The 21021-nt window shown below is 62.1% G+C and carries 23 protein-coding genes; 13 read left to right on the plus strand and 10 right to left on the minus strand.

Features of this window, described 5'->3' with window-relative positions:
* Window positions 1-54: 54 nt before the first annotated feature.
* The 8 genes from FBR05_02245 to FBR05_02280 all read left to right on the plus strand — a co-directional run bounded on the left by FBR05_02245 (window position 55) and on the right by FBR05_02280 (window position 10399).
* Window positions 55-708 (plus strand): hypothetical protein, encoded by a 654-nt coding sequence (locus FBR05_02245; protein MDL1871005.1) that lies wholly within the window; start codon window positions 55-57, stop codon window positions 706-708.
* Window positions 629-1099, plus strand: a complete 471-nt coding sequence (locus tag FBR05_02250) for a DUF488 family protein (protein ID MDL1871006.1) — start codon at window positions 629-631, stop codon at window positions 1097-1099. The genes FBR05_02245 and FBR05_02250 overlap by 80 nt, the downstream gene beginning before the upstream one ends.
* Before the next feature lie 198 nt (window positions 1100-1297).
* The gene (locus FBR05_02255) at window positions 1298-2785 is read left to right on the plus strand and encodes a hypothetical protein (GenBank protein ID MDL1871007.1); all 1488 of its coding nucleotides are present in this window, start codon (window positions 1298-1300) and stop codon (window positions 2783-2785) included.
* A 162-nt stretch (window positions 2786-2947) separates the two neighbouring features.
* Window positions 2948-4963, plus strand: coding sequence for a hypothetical protein (locus FBR05_02260; protein MDL1871008.1), 2016 nt, complete (start codon window positions 2948-2950; stop codon window positions 4961-4963).
* Between the two features lie 111 nt (window positions 4964-5074).
* Window positions 5075-6742, plus strand: coding sequence for a CSLREA domain-containing protein (locus tag FBR05_02265; GenBank protein MDL1871009.1), 1668 nt, complete (start codon window positions 5075-5077; stop codon window positions 6740-6742).
* 115 nt (window positions 6743-6857) lie between these two features.
* The gene (locus FBR05_02270) at window positions 6858-8675 is read left to right on the plus strand and encodes a potassium transporter (protein ID MDL1871010.1); all 1818 of its coding nucleotides are present in this window, start codon (window positions 6858-6860) and stop codon (window positions 8673-8675) included.
* Window positions 8676-8714: 39 nt separating this feature from the next.
* Window positions 8715-9641, plus strand: coding sequence for an ABC transporter ATP-binding protein (locus FBR05_02275; protein MDL1871011.1), 927 nt, complete (start codon window positions 8715-8717; stop codon window positions 9639-9641).
* Entirely contained in the window at window positions 9638-10399 is a 762-nt protein-coding gene (locus FBR05_02280) for an ABC transporter permease (GenBank protein ID MDL1871012.1), read from the plus strand. The genes FBR05_02275 and FBR05_02280 overlap by 4 nt, the downstream gene beginning before the upstream one ends.
* Window positions 10400-10416: 17 nt before the next feature.
* On the opposite strand, the gene nth is transcribed toward FBR05_02280, so the two are convergent.
* The 6 genes from nth to FBR05_02310 all read right to left on the minus strand — a co-directional run bounded on the left by nth (window position 10417) and on the right by FBR05_02310 (window position 14684).
* Window positions 10417-11052: an endonuclease III gene (gene nth, locus FBR05_02285; GenBank protein MDL1871013.1), complete on the minus strand. Its 636-nt coding sequence runs from the start codon at window positions 11050-11052 to the stop codon at window positions 10417-10419.
* A 1-nt stretch (window position 11053) separates the two neighbouring features.
* Window positions 11054-12319 carry an RNA polymerase sigma factor gene (locus FBR05_02290; GenBank protein MDL1871014.1) on the minus strand — a complete coding sequence of 422 codons (1266 nt, stop codon included), beginning with the start codon at window positions 12317-12319 and terminating at the stop codon, window positions 11054-11056.
* Between the two features lie 57 nt (window positions 12320-12376).
* The gene (locus FBR05_02295; protein MDL1871015.1) at window positions 12377-13171 is read right to left on the minus strand and encodes a DUF899 domain-containing protein; all 795 of its coding nucleotides are present in this window, start codon (window positions 13169-13171) and stop codon (window positions 12377-12379) included.
* Window positions 13172-13314: 143 nt separating this feature from the next.
* A complete protein-coding gene (locus FBR05_02300; protein ID MDL1871016.1) occupies window positions 13315-13851 on the minus strand; it encodes a polyketide cyclase in 537 nt (178 codons plus the stop codon).
* A 15-nt stretch (window positions 13852-13866) separates the two neighbouring features.
* Window positions 13867-14283, minus strand: a complete 417-nt coding sequence (locus FBR05_02305; protein ID MDL1871017.1) for a YciI family protein — start codon at window positions 14281-14283, stop codon at window positions 13867-13869.
* A gap of 41 nt (window positions 14284-14324) precedes the next feature.
* Window positions 14325-14684 (minus strand): YciI family protein, encoded by a 360-nt coding sequence (locus tag FBR05_02310; GenBank protein ID MDL1871018.1) that lies wholly within the window; start codon window positions 14682-14684, stop codon window positions 14325-14327.
* Between the two features lie 454 nt (window positions 14685-15138).
* Between FBR05_02310 and FBR05_02315 the strand changes: the two genes are divergently transcribed.
* Window positions 15139-15582 carry a DoxX family protein gene (locus FBR05_02315; GenBank protein ID MDL1871019.1) on the plus strand — a complete coding sequence of 148 codons (444 nt, stop codon included), beginning with the start codon at window positions 15139-15141 and terminating at the stop codon, window positions 15580-15582.
* Here FBR05_02315 and FBR05_02320 read toward each other — a convergent pair.
* Entirely contained in the window at window positions 15579-15896 is a 318-nt protein-coding gene (locus tag FBR05_02320) for a hypothetical protein (GenBank protein MDL1871020.1), read from the minus strand. The two genes, FBR05_02315 and FBR05_02320, sit on opposite strands and share 4 nt — an antisense overlap.
* Window positions 15897-15969: 73 nt before the next feature.
* Between FBR05_02320 and FBR05_02325 the strand changes: the two genes are divergently transcribed.
* A complete protein-coding gene (locus FBR05_02325; protein ID MDL1871021.1) occupies window positions 15970-16659 on the plus strand; it encodes an inorganic pyrophosphatase in 690 nt (229 codons plus the stop codon).
* Here FBR05_02325 and FBR05_02330 read toward each other — a convergent pair.
* The gene (locus FBR05_02330; GenBank protein ID MDL1871022.1) at window positions 16656-17561 is read right to left on the minus strand and encodes a hypothetical protein; all 906 of its coding nucleotides are present in this window, start codon (window positions 17559-17561) and stop codon (window positions 16656-16658) included. The genes FBR05_02325 and FBR05_02330 overlap by 4 nt on opposite strands.
* Before the next feature lie 490 nt (window positions 17562-18051).
* Here FBR05_02330 and FBR05_02335 point away from each other — a divergent pair, with 490 nt between their 5' ends.
* Together FBR05_02335 and FBR05_02340 are read left to right on the plus strand one after the other, a co-directional pair.
* A complete protein-coding gene (locus FBR05_02335) occupies window positions 18052-18441 on the plus strand; it encodes a YciI family protein (protein MDL1871023.1) in 390 nt (129 codons plus the stop codon).
* Between the two features lie 35 nt (window positions 18442-18476).
* Window positions 18477-18902 (plus strand): VOC family protein, encoded by a 426-nt coding sequence (locus FBR05_02340; GenBank protein MDL1871024.1) that lies wholly within the window; start codon window positions 18477-18479, stop codon window positions 18900-18902.
* Window positions 18903-18949: 47 nt separating this feature from the next.
* Here the strand turns inward: FBR05_02340 and FBR05_02345 are convergent, their stop codons facing one another.
* Together FBR05_02345 and FBR05_02350 are read right to left on the minus strand one after the other, a co-directional pair.
* Window positions 18950-19633 (minus strand): hemolysin III family protein, encoded by a 684-nt coding sequence (locus FBR05_02345; GenBank protein ID MDL1871025.1) that lies wholly within the window; start codon window positions 19631-19633, stop codon window positions 18950-18952.
* Between the two features lie 177 nt (window positions 19634-19810).
* The gene (locus FBR05_02350; GenBank protein ID MDL1871026.1) at window positions 19811-20395 is read right to left on the minus strand and encodes a hypothetical protein; all 585 of its coding nucleotides are present in this window, start codon (window positions 20393-20395) and stop codon (window positions 19811-19813) included.
* Window positions 20396-20710: 315 nt separating this feature from the next.
* On the opposite strand from FBR05_02350, the gene FBR05_02355 reads away from it, so the two are divergent.
* Window positions 20711-20953 (plus strand): hypothetical protein, encoded by a 243-nt coding sequence (locus FBR05_02355; protein ID MDL1871027.1) that lies wholly within the window; start codon window positions 20711-20713, stop codon window positions 20951-20953.
* Window positions 20954-21021: the final 68 nt, after the last annotated feature.

Genomic DNA, 21021 nt, shown 5'->3' on the forward strand with positions numbered 1-21021 from the left:
ACCTTCCCCGGTGGGAGGCTTTGGGCGCAGTCGCCTCTGCGCCCGGGCGATCTCTTGGCTAATCCCAACGCCATTTTCGGTCGCAGCGTCGAGGTGGAAATCGTCGAGCCGCTGGAGGGTCCGCGCAGCGCTGCCGCCCTGGCAGCGGCGGAATACGGCCAGATCCGCGTCTGGATCCCGGATGGGATCGGCGTGGATTTCTCACTCGTCCCGGCCTCCTTCCGGATGGAAGATCCCCAGCGCTACCGGCGAAAGTTCGACCGCGTGATCGCGGGCCCGGTGCGGGCGCGCGGCGAGCTGCTGAGTGATGCGGAACTCTCCAAGGGGCTTGGCCGTCCGGTTTACGTCTTTCGCGTGGCCTCGCTGGAATCCTTGCCGCCCGGACCCGCCGTGACCGTTTCCTCTCTCGCCGAGCTCCAGGCGCGCTCCGCCGAATTGGACCGCCGGCGCATCGTTTATGAAGGAATCTATCGCAGCGGATTCGAGGTTTCCGCCCTGGACGGCGTTCTTTGGCTCGCCATGGCGTCGGACACCGAGATCCTCGGGACGAAGCCGTCGTGGGAAGAAGGGAGAAAACCCCAACGGATGCGCGTGACCGGCACCCTGTTCTCCAAACCGGGGGCCCGCTATGGGCATTTGGGAGGCTATCCGATGCAGATCCAGGCATCCAAGGTGGAATACTTGGGCGAGGCGGGCGCCCCGAGATAGATTTCAATCGAAGATTCAAGCCTCCCTCCAGAAAGGCCGTGGCGTGATTCAAATCAAAAGAGTCTACGAGTCGCCCCTTAAGAAGGACGGCTACCGGGTATTGGTGGACCGGCTCTGGCCTCGAGGGCTTTCCAAGCAAGCCGCCAAAGTGGACCTCTGGCTGAAGGAGGTCGCGCCCAGCGATAGCTTGCGCAAGTGGTACTCCCACGATGTGGAAAAATGGCAGGGCTTCGTGAAAAAATACTCCGCCGAGCTCCGGGGCAAGTCCCCGTCACTTGCTCAGATCAAGGCATTGGAAAAACAGCAGGGCACGGTGACCCTGCTGTTCGGGGCCAGGGACCCAGAACACAACCAAGCCGTGGTTTTGCTTCGGGTGTTAAAGAAAAAGTAGGAAGACAAAAGTAGGAAGACGGAGCAACGTCCTTTTCAGCCGCCTTCAAGCCACTCTTGCCATCAACTAGTTGAAATTATTAATTTAATTTAAGTCCATCTTCGGCGACTTGGGGCGCACCTTTTGGCGATTCCAGTCGATAATTCCTATACCCGGGCCCGGCTAGGGTCTTAAGCCCGGCAAAGGATCTAAGAACCCATGAGGCTGATAACCCTGCTCCGCAAGTTGGCCCTGTCTTTGCTGCTGATGGCTTCCCTCGGCGCCTGCTCCCGTTACATCGAGGGCGACGTCTTCCTCGACAAAAACGCCAACAACGTCAAAGACCACGACGAGCCGGCCATCGCGGGCATGCCTTTTACGGTCACCCGCGACGACGCCACCCTGCAGACCGCCGAGACCGACTCGGACGGGCATTTCCTGGTGGCGACCAGCATCAACGACGTCGATGTGAATTTCTGCGTGAAGGTCCGCGCCGAAGACGTCTCCGCATTTCAGGCCGCCGATCCCGAGGCCCCCAAGGCGCTCAAGGCGCTGGAGGCCTCCCCCGAGGCGAGCTCCGAGGCCTGCCCCCTCATCGTCGGCAAGCCGGACTGCAACAACAAGAATTGCTGCGACCAAGCGCTTTGCGAGGATGCCGAAGTTTGCGAGGAAGAGGAGGGCGCCTGCTCCAAGAAATCCGACGGCAAGCCCGATTGCAGCGACCCCGACTGCTGCGACGATTCCGCCTGCAGCGAAGACTCCGCTTGCGAAGGAGAAGACGAGGCCGCCTGCCCGAAAGACAAGAGCGGCAACCCCGACTGCGACGACAGCCGCTGCTCCGCCGAAGCCGCCTGCAACACCTACAGCGTCCAGCCGATGCAGGCCTGCGACAAGACCAAGGCCTCGCAATTAAAGATGCGCTTGAACGTCCCGGTGGCCGTGGACTACGCCACCCGCGTCGGCCAACTGAACGAAGTTCGCACCGGCCCCGTCGCCGTCGGCGACAAATTCGGGATCGAGATCACCTATCCTTCCTCCTGCAGCTTCGAGCCCTACGCCTTGCCCAAGGCCTTCGCGCCGATCGGGCTGGACAAGGCCTTCGATGCCGCGACCCGCGAGCTGCGGCTCAGCGAGGCGATCCTCGCGCAGCCTTCCCAAGTGATCCGTCGGGATGCGCCGCCCTTCGGCCACGACAAGCTTCACACCTACGTGCTTCGCCTCGAGGTGGTGGGCGAGGAGGGCCAGAAGGACGGGGAGATCAAGATTCAACCCACGGTTTCCTGCCCCGACGGAAAGAAGATTCCGGCGAGCGCCAACGTCGTCACTTTTTCCTCGGCCCCGCCTGCCGCGGCCTTCTCGCTGGACGCGGGGCTCGTGCCAGGCTGTCCGGAATTGGGCGAGATTGCGACGCTCAAGACCTTGATCGAGGCCCAAGACCCCGGGACCTATGCCGCCGCCACCTATACCGTCTTCCTCGGGGGCGAGAGCCACCTCACCATCGATTCGATGCCCAGCCAGTGCCAGGATAAGGGCACTTCGATCGAATGCGCCATGGACACCCTGCACCTCGGGACCAAGTCCGAATTTTCGATCAAATTCAAAATGGCGGAATCGGTTGCCGACCCGACGACGGTTTCCTTCACCTCGCAAATCGAAGCGGACGGGGTTCAAGTCACCGATACCGCTATCCTCTGCAATTACCCTTGAGCGCTCTCTCCCCCTATATTTAAATGTTGCGAAATCGGGGGCCGGAGGGAAGAAGAAAAGAATGAAGAAAAGTAAGACGGACCAAAATCCCCCGACGTTCGATCTTAAGCATAATCATTGATTTTTCTTGAAGTTATTCATTTTTCCGACCAAGAATATTCCATGCCTTTTCGCCTTCCCTCCCTGCCCAAATGGTTGCCGATGGCCCTGAGTTGTCTTGGCCTCTTGGTCGCCTCGGCTAGCCCCGGGTTCGGCAGCGAAGGGGAGGGGACCGCTGTCGGCCAGGAGGCCCTGCTCAAATTCAGCAAACGGCTTAGTCCCGCCGAGGTCCAAAGTCTCTTGCAGGCCGAGGGAGCGACAGTTCTGCACTACTTCCCCCTCACCCGCATCTACCACGTCGCCCTGCCCCTCGGCGCGGAGGTCCCCCGAAGGCTCAAGGCCCTCCGCGAAAGGCCGGGCGTCTTGATCGCCGTCCCCAACCAGCGCGTCTCCGCCCAGGCCCTACCCGACGACCCTCAATTCGGCCTGCAATGGGCGCTGAAAAATTCCGGCCAAGGAGGTGGGGCGGTGGGCAACGATATCGGCATCGAGACCGTCTGGGACGAATTCCAAGACACGGGCAGCATCGTCGTCGCGGTGATCGACACCGGCGTCGACTTCGAGCATCCCGACCTGGCCGCCAATATGTGGATCAACCCGGGGGAGATCCCCGACAACCAGATCGACGACGACAACAACGGTTTCGTCGACGACGTGCACGGCTACGACTTCGTCAATGACGACGGCGAACCGATGGACGACAACTCGCACGGCACCCACGTCGCGGGCATCCTGGGCGCGGTCGGCGACAACGCCGTCGGCGTGAGCGGCGTCGCCTGGCAGGCCAAGATCATGGCCCTGAAATTCTTAGACGAGGGTGCGACCGGCACCACCTCCGGCGCCATCCCGGCCATCGAGTACGCCCTCGCCCAGGGAGCCAAGATCCTGGTCAACAGCTGGGGCGACTCCAACTTCAACCCGGCTCTCTTCGATGCGATCCTCGCCGCCGACTCCCAGGGCGCCCTGTTCTTCGCCGCGGCCGGAAACCAAGGCCGCGACACCGATGAGGAACCCTTTTATCCCGCCGGCTACGACGCGCCCAATGTAGTGAGCCTCGCCTCGATCGACGCAGACGACAGCCTTTCCTCCTTCTCCAACTTTGGGCGCCTCAGCGTCGACCTCGCCGCTCCTGGCGGCGAGATCCTCAGCACCAAACCCAACGGGACCTACGGCTATATTTCCGGCACCTCGATGGCTACGCCCTGCGCGGCCGGCGCCGCGGCCGTCCTTTGGAGCCGCTTCCCCGACTTAAGCCACCGCCAGGCCCGCAACCTCTTGCTGCAGGGCGCCGCGCCACGGGCCTACCTCGAAAACAAGACATTGATGGGCGCGACGCTCGACGTCTCCGGCGCGCTCGCGGTGGCGCGCGACGACGAAAACCAGGCGCCCATCGCCAACGCCGGTCCCGACCAAACGCTGGAGCTGGGCTCGCGTATCATGCTGCAAGGCGGCGCCACCGATCCCGACGGCGACCAGCCCTTGATCTACGAGTGGGAGCTCGGCGTGCCGCCGGGCTCGCTCAGCCGCCTGGATTCCCCCTTTGTTCCCCGGCCCAGCTTCGTGCCGGATCGCGAAGGGGATTACGTCGCCACGCTTCACGTCGCCGACAGTCTCAGCGAGGCCATCCCCGACTCCGCGACGATTACGATCGCGGGCGGCGTGCTGCCTCCGCCGGTTCCGGTGCTGAAGGCCAAGTATCGCTTCGAGGGGAATAGCAACGCGGTAAGCTCGGACGGCGGCGTTCCGGCCGGCGCCGTCGTCACGGTGGACGCCTTGGACAGTCAGTCGCTCTTTCCGGAAAATTTCCTCTACGAATGGACCCTGATCGAAAAGCCCTCCGGCAGCGCGGCGCAGCTCTCGTCGGCTTCGAACGCGGTCGTGCAATTCACCGCGGACTCGGCCGGTGTCTACACCCTCCGTCTCCACCTCGAGGACGGCTACAATGAAAACCACGCCGAGCTCTCCCTCAGCGCCCTGGCTGCCGAGGCACCCGCGCCTCAGCCTCCCGCCCCGGCGCCGCAAGATCCCGCGGCTCCGCCCGGGGCCGGCGGCTGCTCCCTGCGGCCATCCCTGCCTTGAGAGCGGAGATTTAAGAAACATTGTTTGACAATCCGCTGAAATATCCATTAAATACGAAGCCTTAAACGGTTCCACACCAACCCCACATTCTATCTTCCTGAAGGAGCTCCTATGGCATTTCATCTCTCCAGGCTGGTGACGGCGTCTTCCGTCGCGGCCTTGCTCTCCCTGCCTCTCGCGGCGGGTGCGGCGACGATTACCGTCACCGAGACCGCGGATTCTTTCGACAACACCGGATGTTCGCTGCGCGAGGCGATCCAAGAGGTCAATACGCTCGGCGCCTACGCCACCGACTGCGTGGTCTCGGGTGGCTTCGGCAGCGACGACACCCTCAATCTTACCGCGACCCAGCCCTACGTGCTCAGCCTGGACGGTCCCAATGAGGACGGTAATGCCACGGGCGACCTCGACGTGTTTACTTCGATCAATATCGTCGGCCTCGGCTCCGGACAGACGACGATCACGGCCTCAGGATTCACCGCCGGCCAGACCGACCGTGTCCTGCACTTCGTCGAATTGCTCGGCGGGGTCACCCCCGTCACCGTCAATTTGCAAGGCTTGACAGTTCGCGACGGCAATTCCACGCCCAGCGGCTCCGGCGGAGGGATTCGAGCCGATATTCCCGACCTTATCCTTAATCTGACCGACGTGACCGTGACCGAAAACCTCTCCGAGGAAGACGCGGGCGGCATCGATTTTAATTCAGACGGCGGGCGGCTGAACCTGACGAGCAGCTCGGTTTCCAACAACACCGTTCCCGACGACGCGGGCGGCATCGACATCACCTCCAATGCCGTGGCGGTCCTGATGGATTCCACGGTCGACGGAAACGACGGCACCGATAACGGCGGTGGTATCCGCAACAGCGGCGGCCTGCTGCTGATCAACTCGACCGTCAGCCGGAACACCGTCGTCTTCACCGAGGACGGCGATAACGGGGACGGCGGCGGCATTTACAACAGCGGCGAGATGGCCTTGATCAACTCCACGATCAGCGGCAACCTCGCTCGGGTCAACGGCGGCGGCATTTACTCCGTCGACGGACGGGCCCTCGGGGGAGACTTGGACAACGTCCAGGCCCTCCTGTTCAATGTCACGATCGCCGACAATACCGCGGAAATCGGCTTCGGCGGCGGCATTTGCAACAATTGCGAGATTCAGCCCCAAGGGCTGGTCTTGGAATTCCGGGTCGCCAACACCCTGATCGCCCAAAACCAGGCCGGCATCGCCATGCCCGACTGCGGCGGACAGGATCCCTTCGTCTCCGGCGGCTACAACCTCATCGGCGACGCCACCGACTGTAACGGCTTCACCGTCACCGGCGACCAGACCAACGTCGCGGCCGGCATCGGGGCCCTGCAAAACAACGGCGGTCCCACCGAGACCCATGCGCTGCTGACCGGCAGCCTAGCCATCGATCGGGGCAACGACGTCGAAGGTTGCCAAGGGCCGGTGATCGCCGATCTGTTGAACGGCACCTTGACCCTGCAAACCCTGACCGAGGACCAACGCGGCTTCGGCTTCACCCGCCCGGTGGCGATCCTCGATCCGGCGGTGGCGATCTGCGACATCGGCGCCTACGAACTGCAAGTCGAAGAGCCGACTCCGTCGCCGACGGCCACGCCCGTGCCTCCCCCGGGCCCACAGCTGCTCGAGGGCAGCGGCATCAGCTGCTCGCTGGGCTTCGGCGGCTCCTCGGCCGGCGCGGCCAGCCTCTTCCTCTTCGGCGCGGTCGCCCTCGTCGCCGCCTGGCGCGGCGTAGGCCTGAGCCGGAAGTAATCGTGGAACGCTGATATTTCCGCCCCCGTCGCGGCGTCCGACGCCGCGACGGGGGTTTTTTATTTGCAAGCCTCGCCGCGCGGGATGTGCTTATATTCCGCGGAGCAGGGAGCTCATGGACAGCGTCCTCTTCAACGTCTTCGTCTTTCTCGCCGCGGCCTGCCTGGTGGTGCCGCTGGCCAGCCGCTTCCAGTTGGGCTCGGTCCTGGGTTACATGCTGGCCGGCGTCCTGATCGGACCCTACGGCCTGGGCCTGATCGGCGATCCGGAGAAGATCCTGCACTTCGCCGAGTTCGGCGTGGTGATGATGCTCTTCGTGATCGGCCTCGAGCTGGAGCCCTCGCGGCTTTGGCGGATGCGCAGGTCCATCGTCGGCCTGGGCGGCCTGCAGGTGGCGACCGCCTCCCTGGCCTTCGCCGCCGTCGGCGTCGCGCTGGGACACGATTGGCGGGCTAGCCTCGCGGTCGGGATGGCGCTGTCGCTTTCCTCGACGGCCCTTGTCCTGCAAATCCTCCAAGAAAAGAATCTTTTGCGGACGCCGGCGGGAGAGAACGCCTTTTCGGTCCTCCTCTTTCAGGACATCGCCGTGATCCCCATCCTGGTGCTGATGCCCTTGCTGGCATCCGGCGGCGGCGCGGCGGCGGTCGGCGCGGCCGCCGGCCCGATAGCCCGGCTGCCCGGCTGGGCGCAGGCCCTGGCGGTGGCGGGGGCCATCGTCGCCGTGATCTTCGCGGGGCGCCACCTCTCGCCGCACCTGTTCCGGCTGATCGCCAAGACGCGGCTGCGCGAGGTCTTCACCGCCAATTCCCTAGCCTTGGTGGTGGGCATCACCCTGCTGATGCAGTGGATAGGCGTCTCGCCCGCGCTGGGCGCCTTCCTCGCCGGCGTGGTGTTGGCCAACTCCGAATACCGCCGCACCCTCGAGACCGACATCGAGCCCTTCAAGGGTCTGTTACTGGGGCTCTTCTTCATCTCGATCGGGATGGGGATGGACTTCGCCCTGGTCGCTGCGGAGCCGTGGCGGTTGCTGGGCGCCGTGGCGCTGGTCATGGCCTTGAAGGCGCTGCTTTTGTTCGGGCTGGGGAAGGTCTTCGGTTTGAATCCGCTGCAGAACGCCGGCTTCTCCCTCGCCCTCTGCCAAGGCGGCGAGTTCGCCTTCGTCCTCTTCCAGTTCGCCGGCGGCCTGCGCATCCTGGCGCCGGAGCAGGCGGAATTCTTGACCATGACGGTCGCCGTGTCGATGGCCTGCACGCCAGTCCTGATGTATCTCTACAGCAGCCGGCTGGTGCCCCGCTTCATGAGCCTGCTGCCGGAGCGCGACTACGACGCGATTCACGAGAAAAACGCCGTCATCCTCGCGGGCTTCGGCCGCTTCGGTCAGGTGATCGGCCGTTTCCTCGCCGGCAACGGCGTCCCGGTGACGGTGCTCGAGAGCGACCCCGACCAGATCGATCTGTTGCGGAAGTTCGGATACAAGGCGCATTTCGGCGACGCCTCGCGTCTCGACATCCTGCGCGCGGCGGGCGCCGAGGCGGCGAGTTGGCTGATCGTCGCGGTGGACGACCCGGAAGTCGGCCTCGGCATCGTCCGGCTGGCGAGGGAGGAGTTTCCTCGGCTTCGAATCTTCGCCCGGGCTCGAAACCGTCGGCACGCCTACGAGCTGCACAAGCTGGGGGTGGCGGACTTCCGGCGCGAGACCTTCGATTCCGCCCTGGGACTGGCCCGGGAAATCCTGATCCGAATGGGCCGCCCCGAGCCGGAGGTTAGCCGCAAGGCGGCGCGGTTTCAGGACCACGACGAGGCCAGCCTGCGCAAGTCCTTCGAATTTTTTGACAACGAGCCCGAGCTGGTCAATTTCGCGCGCCTGAGCCGGGAGGAACTCGACCGGCTGTTGCAGTCCGACGCCCGGGAAGGCGAGGGGGCCTCATCTTAGCGTTTGATTTCGCGCCTGCCCCGCACTAGTAAAGATGGGGTGTCCGCCGTGCTCTCCGTGTCCAATCTGTCGAAGGTTTATGCCTCGGGCTTTCAGGCCCTCAAGCGCGTCAATTTGGAGATCCGCCGCGGCGAGATCTTCGCCCTGCTGGGTCCCAACGGCGCCGGGAAGACGACCTTGATCGGCATCGTCTGCGGCGTCGTCACCGCCACCGAGGGCCGCGTCGTCGTGGACGGCCACGACAACGTGCGGGACTACCGAGCGGCCCGCGCCAAGATCGGACTCGTGCCGCAAGAGCTCACCACCGACGCCTTCGAGAGCGTCTGGAACGCCGTCAGCTTCAGCCGCGGCCTCTTCGGCAAGCCGGCCAACCCGGCCCACATCGAAACGATCCTCAAGCAGCTCTCGCTTTGGGACAAGAAAGACAACAAGATCATGACGCTCTCCGGCGGCATGAAACGGCGCCTGCTGATCGCCAAGGCCCTCTCGCACGAGCCGGAGATCCTCTTCCTGGACGAGCCGACGGCGGGGGTCGACGTCGAGCTGCGCCGCGACATGTGGGAGCTGGTGCGCTCGCTCCGCGACAAGGGCGTGACGATCATCCTGACCACGCACTACATCGAGGAGGCCGAGGAGATGGCCGACCGCATCGGCGTGATCAGCCGGGGCGAGATCATCCTGGTGGAGGACAAGCATGAGATCATCCGCAAGCTGGGGCGCAAGCAACTGACCCTTCATCTGCAGGGCAAGGTCGAGCGGCTGCCCGAGAGCCTGGCCGGCTACCGGCTGGAGATCGCGCCCGGCGGCGCCGAGCTGGTCTACACCTACGACTCGCGGGACGAGACCGGCGGAATCGCGACCCTGCTGCGCGATCTCCATGAGGCGGGGATTGAATTCAAGGACCTGAACACCGACCAGAGCTCGTTGGAGGAGATCTTCGTGAGCCTGGTGAGGGAGAAGCGATGAATTTTCACGCGATTCGAGCCATCTATAAGTTTGAGATGTCGCGTACCCGCCGGACCCTGCTGCAGAGCATCGTCTCGCCGGTGCTCTCGACCTCGTTGTACTTCGTGGTCTTCGGCTCGGCGATCGGCTCTCGGATCACCGACATCGACGGCGTCACCTACGGGGCCTTCATCGTGCCCGGTCTCATCATGCTGTCGACCCTGACCACCAGCATCTCCAACGCCTCTTTCGCCATCTACTTTCCCAAGTTCACCGGGACGATCTACGAGTTGCTCTCCGCGCCGGTCTCTTACTTCGAGATCGTCGTCAGCTACGTGGGCGCCGCCGCGACCAAGTCGATAATCCTTGGCCTGCTGATCCTGGGCACGGCCCATTTCTTCGTCCCGCTCAAGATCGCGCACCCCGTCTGGATGCTGGCCTTCCTCGTCTTGACCGCCGTGACCTTCTCGCTGTTCGGCTTCATGATCGGCATCTGGGCGGACGGCTTCGAGAAGCTGCAGATGGTGCCTTTGCTGATCGTCACCCCGCTGACCTTCCTGGGTGGGAGCTTCTATTCCATCCACATGCTGCCGCCCTTTTGGCAAAAGGTCACGCTGTTCAATCCGGTGGTCTACCTGGTCAGCGCCTTCCGCTGGAGCTTCTTTGAGAGGGCGGACGTGAACGTCGGGGTGAGCCTGGGGATGACCTTCGGTTTTTTGCTGCTCTGTCTGGCGGTGTTGCGCTGGATCTTCAAGACGGGCTATCGCCTGAAGGTATAGGTCGGGCAGACGGCGCCTTACTTCGAACGTTGGACACCGACCTTCGGGCAGAGCGGATTCAAGGCGCACTGCGAGCAGAGCGGGGTTGGCGCCTTGCACAGCGTGCGGCCGTGGCTGCTGAGTTGGTGGGAGAACAGCGTCCAGCGCGGCTTTGGCACGAGCTTCATTAAATCCATCTCGATCTTTTCCGGCTTTTTCTCCCGCGTCAGCCCCAGGCGGAAGGCGACGCGGATCACGTGGGTGTCGACGATGATCCCCGGAACCCCATAACTGTTGCCCAGGACCATGTTGGCGGTCTTGCGGCCCACGCCGGGCAGCTCGACCATCTCTTCCAGGGTCTTCGGGACCTCCCCGCCGAACTTCTCCAATAGCATTCGGCAGCAGGCCTGGATGCTGCGCGCCTTGTTGCGGTAGAAGTTGATGCTGCGGATGTCGTTCTGCAGCGTCGTCAGGGGGACCCGCGCGTAGTCCTCGGCCTTACGGTATTTGCGGAACAGCTCCGGCGTGACCTGGTTGACGCGGGTGTCGGTGCATTGGGCCGCCAGGATGGCCGCGATCAGGGCCTGGAGCTGCGTCCTGAAGTCGAGGGCGCTCCTCGCCCGGGGGTAAAGGCGCTGCAGGCGGGCGAGGATTTTTCCGGAAGAGTTCGCCATCCTAGTCTTTTCCCAACTCCTGCAGCCGGCGCTTGAGATAGCGCCGCTCGACCCTGTTGGTCGTGAGCTCGAGTGCGCGTCCGTAGGCGGCGGCCGCCGCTTCGGCACGATTCAGGCGGCGCAGCAGGTCCGCGCGCGCGGCGTGATACAGGTAGTAGTCCTCCAGCCGGCCCGAGGCCCCCGCCGCTTCCACCTGGGCCAGGCCCTTCTCATAACCCTCGCTCATGGCCACCGCCGCGGCGCGGTTCAAGGCGACGATGGGGGAGGGGTGGATCTGTAGCAGGCGGTCGTAGAGCCGGACGATGCCGGCCCAATCGGTCTCGGCGGCGGTCTTCGCTCCGGCGTGGGTCGCCGCGATGGCGGCCTGCAGCTGGTAGGCGCCGACGCGGTCGAAGCGCAGGGCGCGCGCCAGGAGCTCCTTTCCCTCGGCGATCTCGGCCGCATTCCAACGCGAGCGATCCTGTTCCTCCAAGGTGACGAGGTCACCTTGGCCGTCCGTGCGGGTCAGGCGGCGGGAATCCTGCAGGAGCATGAGGGCGAGCAGGCCGAGGTTCTCGGGTTCCGCGGGCAGCAGCTCGCAGAGGACGCGGGCCAGGCGGATCGCCTCCGCGCAGAGCTCGGCGCGGACCAAGGCCTCGCCCTCCGTCGCGGCGTAACCCTCGTTGAAAATCAGGTAGAGAGCCGTCTGCACCGCCTCGAGGCGCTCGGGTAAGGCCTCGAGCTTCGGCACCTCGTAGGGGATGCGGGCCTGGCGGATCTTGTTCTTGGCGCGGACCAGGCGCTGCGCCATGGTTGCCTCGGGGACGAGGAAGGCGCGGGCGATCTCGGCGGTGGCGAGGCCGCCCAAGGTGCGGAGGGTGAGGGCCACCTGGGCCTCGCGGTTGAGCGCGGGGTGGCAGCAGGTGAAGATGAGCCGAAGGCGTTCGTCCGGATATTCCATGGACTCCTCCGAGGGCGGGGAGGAGGGCGGCGCCGCGGCGCCTTGCGCCCGCTCCGCCTCCTGCCTAAGCTCGGGTTCCTTCGCGCTGCGCGTCTTGGCGCGGCGCAGGGCGTCGAGGAGCTTGCGGTGCGCCACGGTCGTCAGCCAGGCGCCCGGGTTGCGCGGTGGGCCCTGCCGCTCCCAATCGGGCAGCGCGGCGGCGAAGGCCTCTTGCAGCGACTCTTCGGCCAGATCGAAGGAGCCGGAGATCCGGATCAGGCCGGCGATGATGCGGCCGTACTCTTCTCGAAAGACCCGCTCGAGGGTTTCCTTGGCTTGTCCAGTCACAAGGCGAAAATGCCACACCGAGGCTCGGTCTAGCAAGCCTCTGCGAGCAAACCGGAGCTAGATCTTTCCCGCCGACACGGCGCCTTCGGGTGCGCGGTAGCCCGCTTTCGGATCGACGACATCATTGTCGTCGTAGCGGTCATGGTGCCGGACCCAGGCCATGGAAAAGGCCAGGCCGTCCTCGTCGCGTCCCTTGGGGACTAGGTCGAGGAAGTTGTAGGTGCCCAGCAGGTTCTCGAGTCCCCGCGCGTAGCTGGAGTAGGTGTGAAAAATCTCGCCCTTCGAGTCTTTATAGAACACGCTGAGGCCGGGAGCCTCTTCGACCGGGAACGTCGTTTTTTGGTAGTTATAATAGACTTCCCCCTTCGCGATCGCTTCCGGGGTGAAGGAGACGTGGAAGTCGAAGTTAAAGTTGTCCCCAAAGGACGAATACCAGGGAAATCTCCACCCCATCCGTTTTTGAAAGGCCTGGAGCTTGAAGTAGGGAGCCCGCGATACCGCGATTAGGGTCGTGTCGCGCGCCCGCAAGTGGGGGAGTGTAGCATCCATATGGTCGCCGATGAAGGAGCAGCTGGGGCAGCCTTCCTCCCATTGCGGGCCGAACATGAAGTGATACACAATCAACTGTCTACGGCCCGCGAAGAGGTCGGAGAGGGACTGCCTGCCGTGGGGGCCCTCGAAGACGTAGTCCTTTTCGATCTTGACCCAGGGCAGCCGGCGTCGCGCGGCGGTGAGGGCGTCGCGCTGGCGGGTCAACCGCTTTTCTTTTGCCAGCAGGGCCTTGCGCGCCTTCAACCAAGCCGCGCGGGAAACGATCTTGGGTTTCGGCTCTTTTTTCGCGGATTTTTTCATCGTCTTTTCTCCTTCTTTTTGGCGCGCAATTTCTTGACCGCGAGGGCGGCGACGCCGCCCGCGGAGGCCGTTCCGGCCGCGATCCAAGCCAGGGTGGCGATACAGGCGGGGCACATGGCGGGATTCCTTTCGGAAGCGGGACGTTATTTCGGTGCCGCTTCCACCACCGACTTCATCTGGGCCAATCCCTTTTCGAACTGGCCTCCGATCATTTCGTCGCAGTTCATGAAGAGGCCCATAGCCTTGGCGATGAAGTTGTTTTTTCCGAACATGCTCCAAGTGACCGAGGTTTGGCCCGCCTCGGGACGGAAGGTGAACTCCGCGGTGCTGGTGCCGGCCATGGGTTTGAGGAAATCCAGTTGGATGAGGATCCGCTCGCCGGGCTTGGATTCGAGAATGGTCATGGCGCCTTCGCCGACCTCGTTGTTTCCGGCCCACCGGAAGATGGCTCCGGGGCCCGAGGCCGGACCGGAATACGAGAATTGGGCGTTCGGATCCAGCTTGGCCCAGGGCGACCAGGCCTGCCATTGGTGAAAGTCGTTCACCTGGGCGAAGACCGTTTCCGGCGGCGCGGCCATCTTGGCCGAGCGCGAGACGCGGAAGTCGGAGGGCTGCAGGGCGACCACGACGGCGAAGCCGGCGGCCAGGATCAAGAGCGCGAGGAGGGTTTTTTTCAACATGGCGGTATTTCCCTTTTATTTTGCCAGGCTGGTTTCCAGCTCGCGGAAGCGGGTGATCGCATCGCTGGGCTCGAAATCGTCCAGGGTGAAAAGTTGCCGCACCTCGATTTCGGCCGCCTTGCCGTTCCCTGCGGGATTTGGAAAACGTCGCGTCCATTCTAGGGCCTCTTCCCGAGACTTGGCTTCAATCAAGGTGTAGCCGGCGATCAGTTCCTTGGTCTCCGCAAAGGGACCGTCGATAAGGGTGCGGTCGCTACCCTGGTAGCGGATACGCCATCCTTTCGAGGTCGGTTGCAGGCCCGAGGCGTCGAGCAGCATCCCGGCCTTGGCGAGCGCTTCGTGGTATTCGGCCATTTCGGCGATGAGTTTTTCTTCCGGCATGGCGCCGGCTTCGGAATCGGGCGTTGCTTTGACAATGATCATGAATTTCATGGGAACCTCCTGAAAAATAGCCAGCAATAAATCTCTCGCGGTTAAGGTTGTTGTTCGTGTTCCATGACCGGGCGGATCTCGACGGTGCCCAGCTGCCCGGAGGGGAGGTGCGAGGCGATCTCGATGGCCTCGTCCAAATCCTTGGCCTCGATCAGGCAGTAACCGCCCAGCTGCTCGCGCGTCTCGGCGAAGGGGCCGTCTGTGACTAGCCGTTTGCCGTCCTGGGCGCGGACGCAGGTGGCGGTTGTGGTGGGGTAGAGGCGGTTGCCGCCGAGGAATTTTCCCTGGGCCTCGAGCTGCTCGGTGTGTTGCAGACACTCCCGCTCGACTTTGGAATCGTACTCCTTGCCGGCTCGCTCGAGCGCCTTTTCGTCGTAATAGATGAGAAGCAGGTATTTCATTTTGGACTCCTATGGGTTGTCTTCGACCTGTCGACGGTCGAACCGCGGTGGATCGACATTTTCCTTCGGAAAAAATTCTCTGGGAAAGAAAATCTTTTTTCACTTTGCGGAATATGGGTTTAACCTATTAAAATTATTTAATATTTCTTGGGATGACGGCTAGTGAGTCGTTGGAGTTGGCGACAACGCCTCCGTCGCACCTGCAAAGGATGTCGGTGAGAGTCACGTCGTCATCAGAAGGATCGACGGCGATCTCGGAAACATGGAATTGGATTTCATCGCATTCCTTCTCAGAAATGAAGGAGCGGGTATCTGAAACTGGATTTGTTTTGCCGGAAAAATGGAGCTCCGGCGAGATCAGTGTCAGAGAAATAACTCTGGCCAAACCAGGGGCTGAGGGCGATAAATGGGAACGGTTCCCAACGTCACCAAACGTTTCTATGAAGGAGGCCCCATGACTCGAGGCGAACAATGCAAGGCGAACGGATTCCGGTGCTGCGCGCTCTCCCTGGTGCGCGTGGCCTTGGGCTTCATTTTCTTCATGCACGGGGCGCACAAGGCCCTGGGCTGGTTCGGCGGGCCGGGACTTGAGGCGATGGTCGGGATGATGACCAAGAACGGCCTGCCCGCGGCGCTGGCCTATATGGTGATTTTCGGCGAGCTGTTGGGCGGCATCGCGCTGATGGCGGGGTTTTTGAGCCGACTCGCCGCGCTGGGCATCGGGATCATCATGGCGGGCGCCATCTTCACCGTGCACGGGAAGAACGGCTTTTTCCTCCAGAACCAGGGTTTCGAGTACAACCTGGCCTTGATCTCGATGGCGCTGGCCGTGATGGTGGGAGGCGGAGGCTGTCTCGCGCTGGACAGCTTTTTTTGCCGGAAGAAAGAGGCGGCCTAACGATTGGCGTTGATGTCGAGGATCAACGAGTCCACCGCGCCGTTGTAGCTGCTGGCGGGATTTTTCACGCAGTAGGCGTCGATCCAGGCCAGCACCGTCGCGGGGTCTTTGCCGCGGGTCATGTCGAAGTTCTTCATCGCGTTGATGCCGGAGATATAGCCCTGCCCCCAATACTTGAAGGCGTCTTTGTCGGCCCCGGTGCTCTGGTTGTACTTGGCGCAGCTCATGCCTCCCGGGCCGTAGATGTTGACGGCGGCGTGGGCGGCGGAGGTTAGCAGGAAGGTGAGTATCAGGGCGAGCGGGGCGTGTTTCATAAGGAATTCCTTTTTGTGCGATATAGTAGGGGCTGCGCCAAGCGCCGTCAAACCCAATATGGGGCCTGAACCTATGAAGTCCAAAGATCCGAAGTCGAATCCTGCTCCCATTCCCTTGTTTCAAGCCCATCCCTGGCACGGCGTGCCGCCGAGCGCCGGGGACGGCATCTACCATGCCTTCATCGAAATCGTCCCCACCGACGTCGTGAAATACGAGCTCGACAAGTCTTCCGGGCAACTGCGTTTGGATCGTCCACATAGGTTTTCCAGCCTATGTCCGACGCTATATGGATTCATCCCCCAAACTTATTGCGGGGACCAAGTGGCGGCGCGTTGTGTCGCCCGGGTCGGCGGCACCGCCGTCGAGGGAGACGGGGATCCCCTGGACGTCTGTGTCCTGACCGAAAAGACCATCGCGCACGGCGGATTTGTGGCGAGGATGAAGCCCATCGGCGGTCTTCGGATGATCGACGGAAATCAGGCGGACGACAAGATCGTGGCCGTGCTGGATTCCGACTTGTCCTATGGGAATTGGCAGGATATTTCCGAATGTCCGGCGGGGCTTCTGGACCGACTGAAGCATTACTTCTTGAGCTATAAGCGGGACCCCGGTGCCGCCGACCATCCGGTGAGGATCGCCGAGGTCTACGACCGGGCGGAGGCGCTCAAGGTCCTTGAGCTGAGCCTGGCGGATTACCGGGCGAAATTCGGAAATCCGGAGGATCATTTCGAGAGGTTTCGGAAGGGCCTTGGTTGGAACTAAGGCCGCCGCGGTTCCCAACGGTAAGATACCAGGCGCGGAGGATTCTCGATCGCGGCGAAGTTGTCGGCGAAGTCGTGATCGCTTCCGAAAATGAGCGCCACTCTTTCTTCGGGGTGGGAGCTTAAAAATTCCGTCACGCGGCGCGCCGCGTAGGTTTCGCGGGATTCGTCGAAGGCCTCCAAGGCGGCCGCGATGTCCTCGCCCCGGCGATGGCGTGCCATCAATTCTTGCATTCGGGTCACGTTTTCCTCGCGATGGTTCGGCGTGGCCGCGCCGTGCAAATGCACATTGTCATGAAGGATTAAGTAAATCTGCTCGGCGCCGTAATTGAACAGGGCCAGGCGTTGCTCCAGATTCAGGTCTTCAAAGCGACTTGGTATGCGGCGAAACAGCTCACGGTATTCCCTTCCGTCGGGCCCCCGGGCGGCGCGGACGGCTTCGACCTCCTCGGCCGCGCTAAAACCTTCCACAAAAAGATGGGTGATGCCCTCGTTCTCCAGGGTCTGGAGCGCGGCGAATTGGTTCCGGGCGGTGGCTTCGATGTATGCCAGGCGCTGCACCGGATCCCGGGGCATGTGCTCCTCCATGGCTTCGGGAAGGGCATGTTGCTGGCCCAGCCATAGGACCGTGCCGGCGCGCGGCGTTCCTTCCAGCTGCGTCTCGCGGCGCAGTTCCAGGGGAGGGGTCAGGTTGGGGATCTCCTCCGTTTCCGATTCGGATTCCGACGCTTGCCGCGAGCTTGAACTGCTGCAACCCGCGGGGAGTAGGAATAAGGCACCTCCGAAGAGGAGGGGGCCAAGGTGGCGAAGGGCCTGCGTCATGCCGTGGGTCCAGGAAACCGGATTTTCTCTCTCGACGTTTTCCCCGGCCATTTCCGCCCGCGGTCCGCGGCTCCACAGCATGGAGGTTTGCGCGGAAAATCTCCCCAACAGGGATGCCAGGCAATCCCCTTGAGATCTCCACCGCTCCACGGAGGACTCGTTAAATGCGGGTGGTGCGGACTCCGCCGTCGATTCACAAGTGAGAGAAGGGGAAGAGTGCGTTACGGGACGGCAAAGGCTGGGAGGGCTCATGGGGAAACCTCGCTGGAGGTGCCCCTGGAAATTTATAAGTTACGAACGCCGGATTATCGAATTTCTTTTAAAAAGGTTGTGGGCGGCCGGGAAAGGCTAAGTAATCCATGGCGAATAAGAACAAGAATTGAACAAGTAAGACGGGGCAAGTTATATCTATTTGATAATATTGAATTTATTCGACGGACCCCGCCTTGTTTGGCAGCGCCCCTCATAGCTTCCCCGGCCGACGGCTTTAAAAAAATGTAAGGCCCTGTCGAGGATCCGATGGTCATCCGTCGTCAGGTTAGGTTGAATGACCGCCTATAAGGAGACGCCCATGAAATTCATCTGCCTCGGATACATCGAAGAGGGCAAATTCGAATCGCTGCCCGACGACCAACGCGACGCCATGATCGACGAGTGTTTCAACTACGACGACTTCTTGCGGAAGAACGGGCACTTCGTCGGCGGCGAGGCCCTGCAGGGCCCCCGCACCGGCGTCACCCTGCGTTGGCAGGATGGGAAGGCGACGGTCACCGACGGCCCTTACGCCGAGACCAAGGAGCAGCTGGGCGGCATCCTATTGCTCGAGGCCCGGGACCTGAAGCACGCGATCGAGCTGATGTCGAAACATCCCGGCGTGAAGGCCGGTCCCTTCGAGATCCGCCCGGCCGGCGACCTCACCGGCATGATTCGCGACAGCGAAAAACGCCGCGGGATAAAATAATATTCATCTGCAATACCGACAATACGGAGGAAATCATGAGCCCAACGACCGACACCCCAGCGATCGAACCCTATCTCTTTTTCGACGGCTGCTGCGAGGAGGCCCTCGAGTTCTACCGCAAGGCCCTCGGCGCCGAAGTGGAGATGTTGATGCGATTCAAGGAAAATCCCGAGCCCGCCATGAACCCGCCGGGCTCCACGGAGAAGATCATGCACGCGAGCTTCCGCATCGGCAAGGCCCGCGTGATGGCCTCGGATGGCAATTGCGCGGGGAAAGCCAGCTTCCAGGGATTCTCCCTTTCCTTGTCCGTCGCGAACGCCGCGGAGGCCGATCGCTATTTCGCCGCGCTGGCCGAGGGAGGTCAGGTGCAGATGCCCCTGGCGAAGACCTTCTTCTCCCCGCGCTTCGGGATGGTGGCCGACCGCTTCGGGGTGTCGTGGATGGTGATCGTGCCGGCCTAAGGCCGGATCGGTTTGGCATGAGTGGTTTGGATCTCGAGGCCGAAGCCTTATAGGTAGGAATATATCAAATAAAAGTGACTGGCCGCGCCCGCAACGACGAAGCAATGCCAAACTTCGTGAAAACCGAATTTCCCGGGTAGGAGGTTGGGTTTTTCAAAGACGTAGATCAAACCGCCTACCGTGTAGAAGAGGCCGCCTAAGAGCAAGAAGGAAAAACCTTGCCAGTGGATGGCCTGGTATAAGGGCTTCATGATCCATAGGCCCATCCAGCCCATCCCGATAAAAAGAGAGGTCATGAGCCAGCGCGGCACGTGCGGAAAGAAACCCTTCAGCACTATCCCCAGGACGGCCAGCGCCCAAATGAGTCCCAGCACGGTCCAGCCCATGGCGTTCTTCATCACGATCACGCAGAAGGGAGTGAAGGTGCCGGCGATCATCAATGAGATCGAAAAGTAATCGTATAGCCAAAGACGGTGATTGGTCTTCGGAGAGCCGTGGATTCCGTGGTGAAGGGCGCTCGAGAGGAACATGTTGACCAGGCCAAACCCGTAAATAGCCAGAGCCCATACGTGCGAGGTCGGCTCGGTTGCCTTGGCGCGCACAATCATCAGCACAACGCCGACGAGGGAGAGCAAGGCGCCCACGGAGGAGATGATCGTGTTCCAGACCTCGTCGGTGACATGGAGGCTGCCGTCTTTGCTGCGCGGGGAAGCCGTCATTGAATGGCTCATCCCCCGCCTGTAGTGTATCGGAAAGCAAAGGTCTAGCCCAAATCCCTACTTCATGGCCGGGCCGCGGCGGAATGATTCCGAATAAATAACCGTGCTTCGGGATGGTGGCCGACCGCTTCGGCGTTTCGTGGATGGTGATCGTTCGCGCCGGAGTCGCGTCGTTGAACGGCCTACCGATTACCGTGCCGATCTCCAGGCCTCGAAGCCCCGTTGGGCGGCCCGATGGAGCAAGTCGAATTGGTCGCGCCAACTCTGCATCAAATTCTCGGCGGCGACGCGGCGCTGGTCCATCTCGCGTTCCCATTCCTTCATGCGTTCGAGGGCCGCGGCGCGGCGCGCCTCGAAGTCCTGCGCCCAGTCTTTTTCCCGGGTCTCGGCGGCAAGGCGGCGGGCTTCGTTGTCCTGTTTCCAGTCGGCTTCCCGCCGGGCCGCCGCCGCGCTCCGTGTCTCGAATTCCCGCTCCCATTGCTCCTGTTTCGCCTCTGCGGCGCGCCGTCGTTGCGCCTCGTCCGGTCTGGGCGCCTGCGCTCGCGCGTCGGGCGCTTCGTTCCTGTCCTCAACGTCCGCGTGCGGTATCAAGGAAATGGACGTGCCTTGAAGCCGCGCGGCGGTCCTTCGATAGTCCTCCTCCGTCATGGTCACCGTGCGAAAGTATTGGCCGCCGTGGTGGATGTCGAAGGTGACGTTCTTGGCCTCGGCGATGCCGAGACCGGAGGCACAAAACAGGAGAAACAGCAGGCAAAAAAACCGAGGCTTGGACATAGACCCTCCTGGGGAAAAGACTGGATGCGCTAAAAAAATAGCAAGAGGGGTGCCAGAAGAGCTTAATCGATAACTTGCTGGAATAATTGTGTTATTTAAAAACAGCTCCGGGCGCCTGTGCTCAGAAAACAAAATTAAAATATTCATTTTACAATTTTTTAACGGGCGGGAACCGGTGGTCAGGCAAATCCTGGAGAACGCGACCGGTAGAGGGTCGGCGAGTCGGGGGGTCGCGGCGGACCGAAATCGAGAATGCTTGTGGTTTTTCGAAAAAGAGAGAAAAATCTTCAGAACTTATTTTCATCCGGAGGGTCTATGCCGAAGAAAATCGTCCTGTTCGCAGCCTTGCTGACGCTTGCCGCGCCTTCTCTGAGTTTCGCCCTGGGGGAATGCCGGGAAGATCGCAAGAAATTCTGCCCGGGTGCCGGCTTGAACGAGGACAAGATCAAGGCCTGCTTGAAGTCCAACTACGCCAGCCTGTCCGAGCCTTGCAAGCAGATGATCAACGAGAAAATCGAGGAAAAGATCGAGAAGAAGCTGGAGAGCCAAAGCAAATAAAAAAGACGGCTCAGGGTGCGTCGAGACGGGTGGCAGTGGGGAGCAGAAAAGTCCTCCGGCTCGTTCTT

This window comes from Deltaproteobacteria bacterium PRO3, assembly GCA_030263375.1.
GTDB lineage: Bacteria > UBA10199 > UBA10199 > DSSB01 > DSSB01 > DSSB01.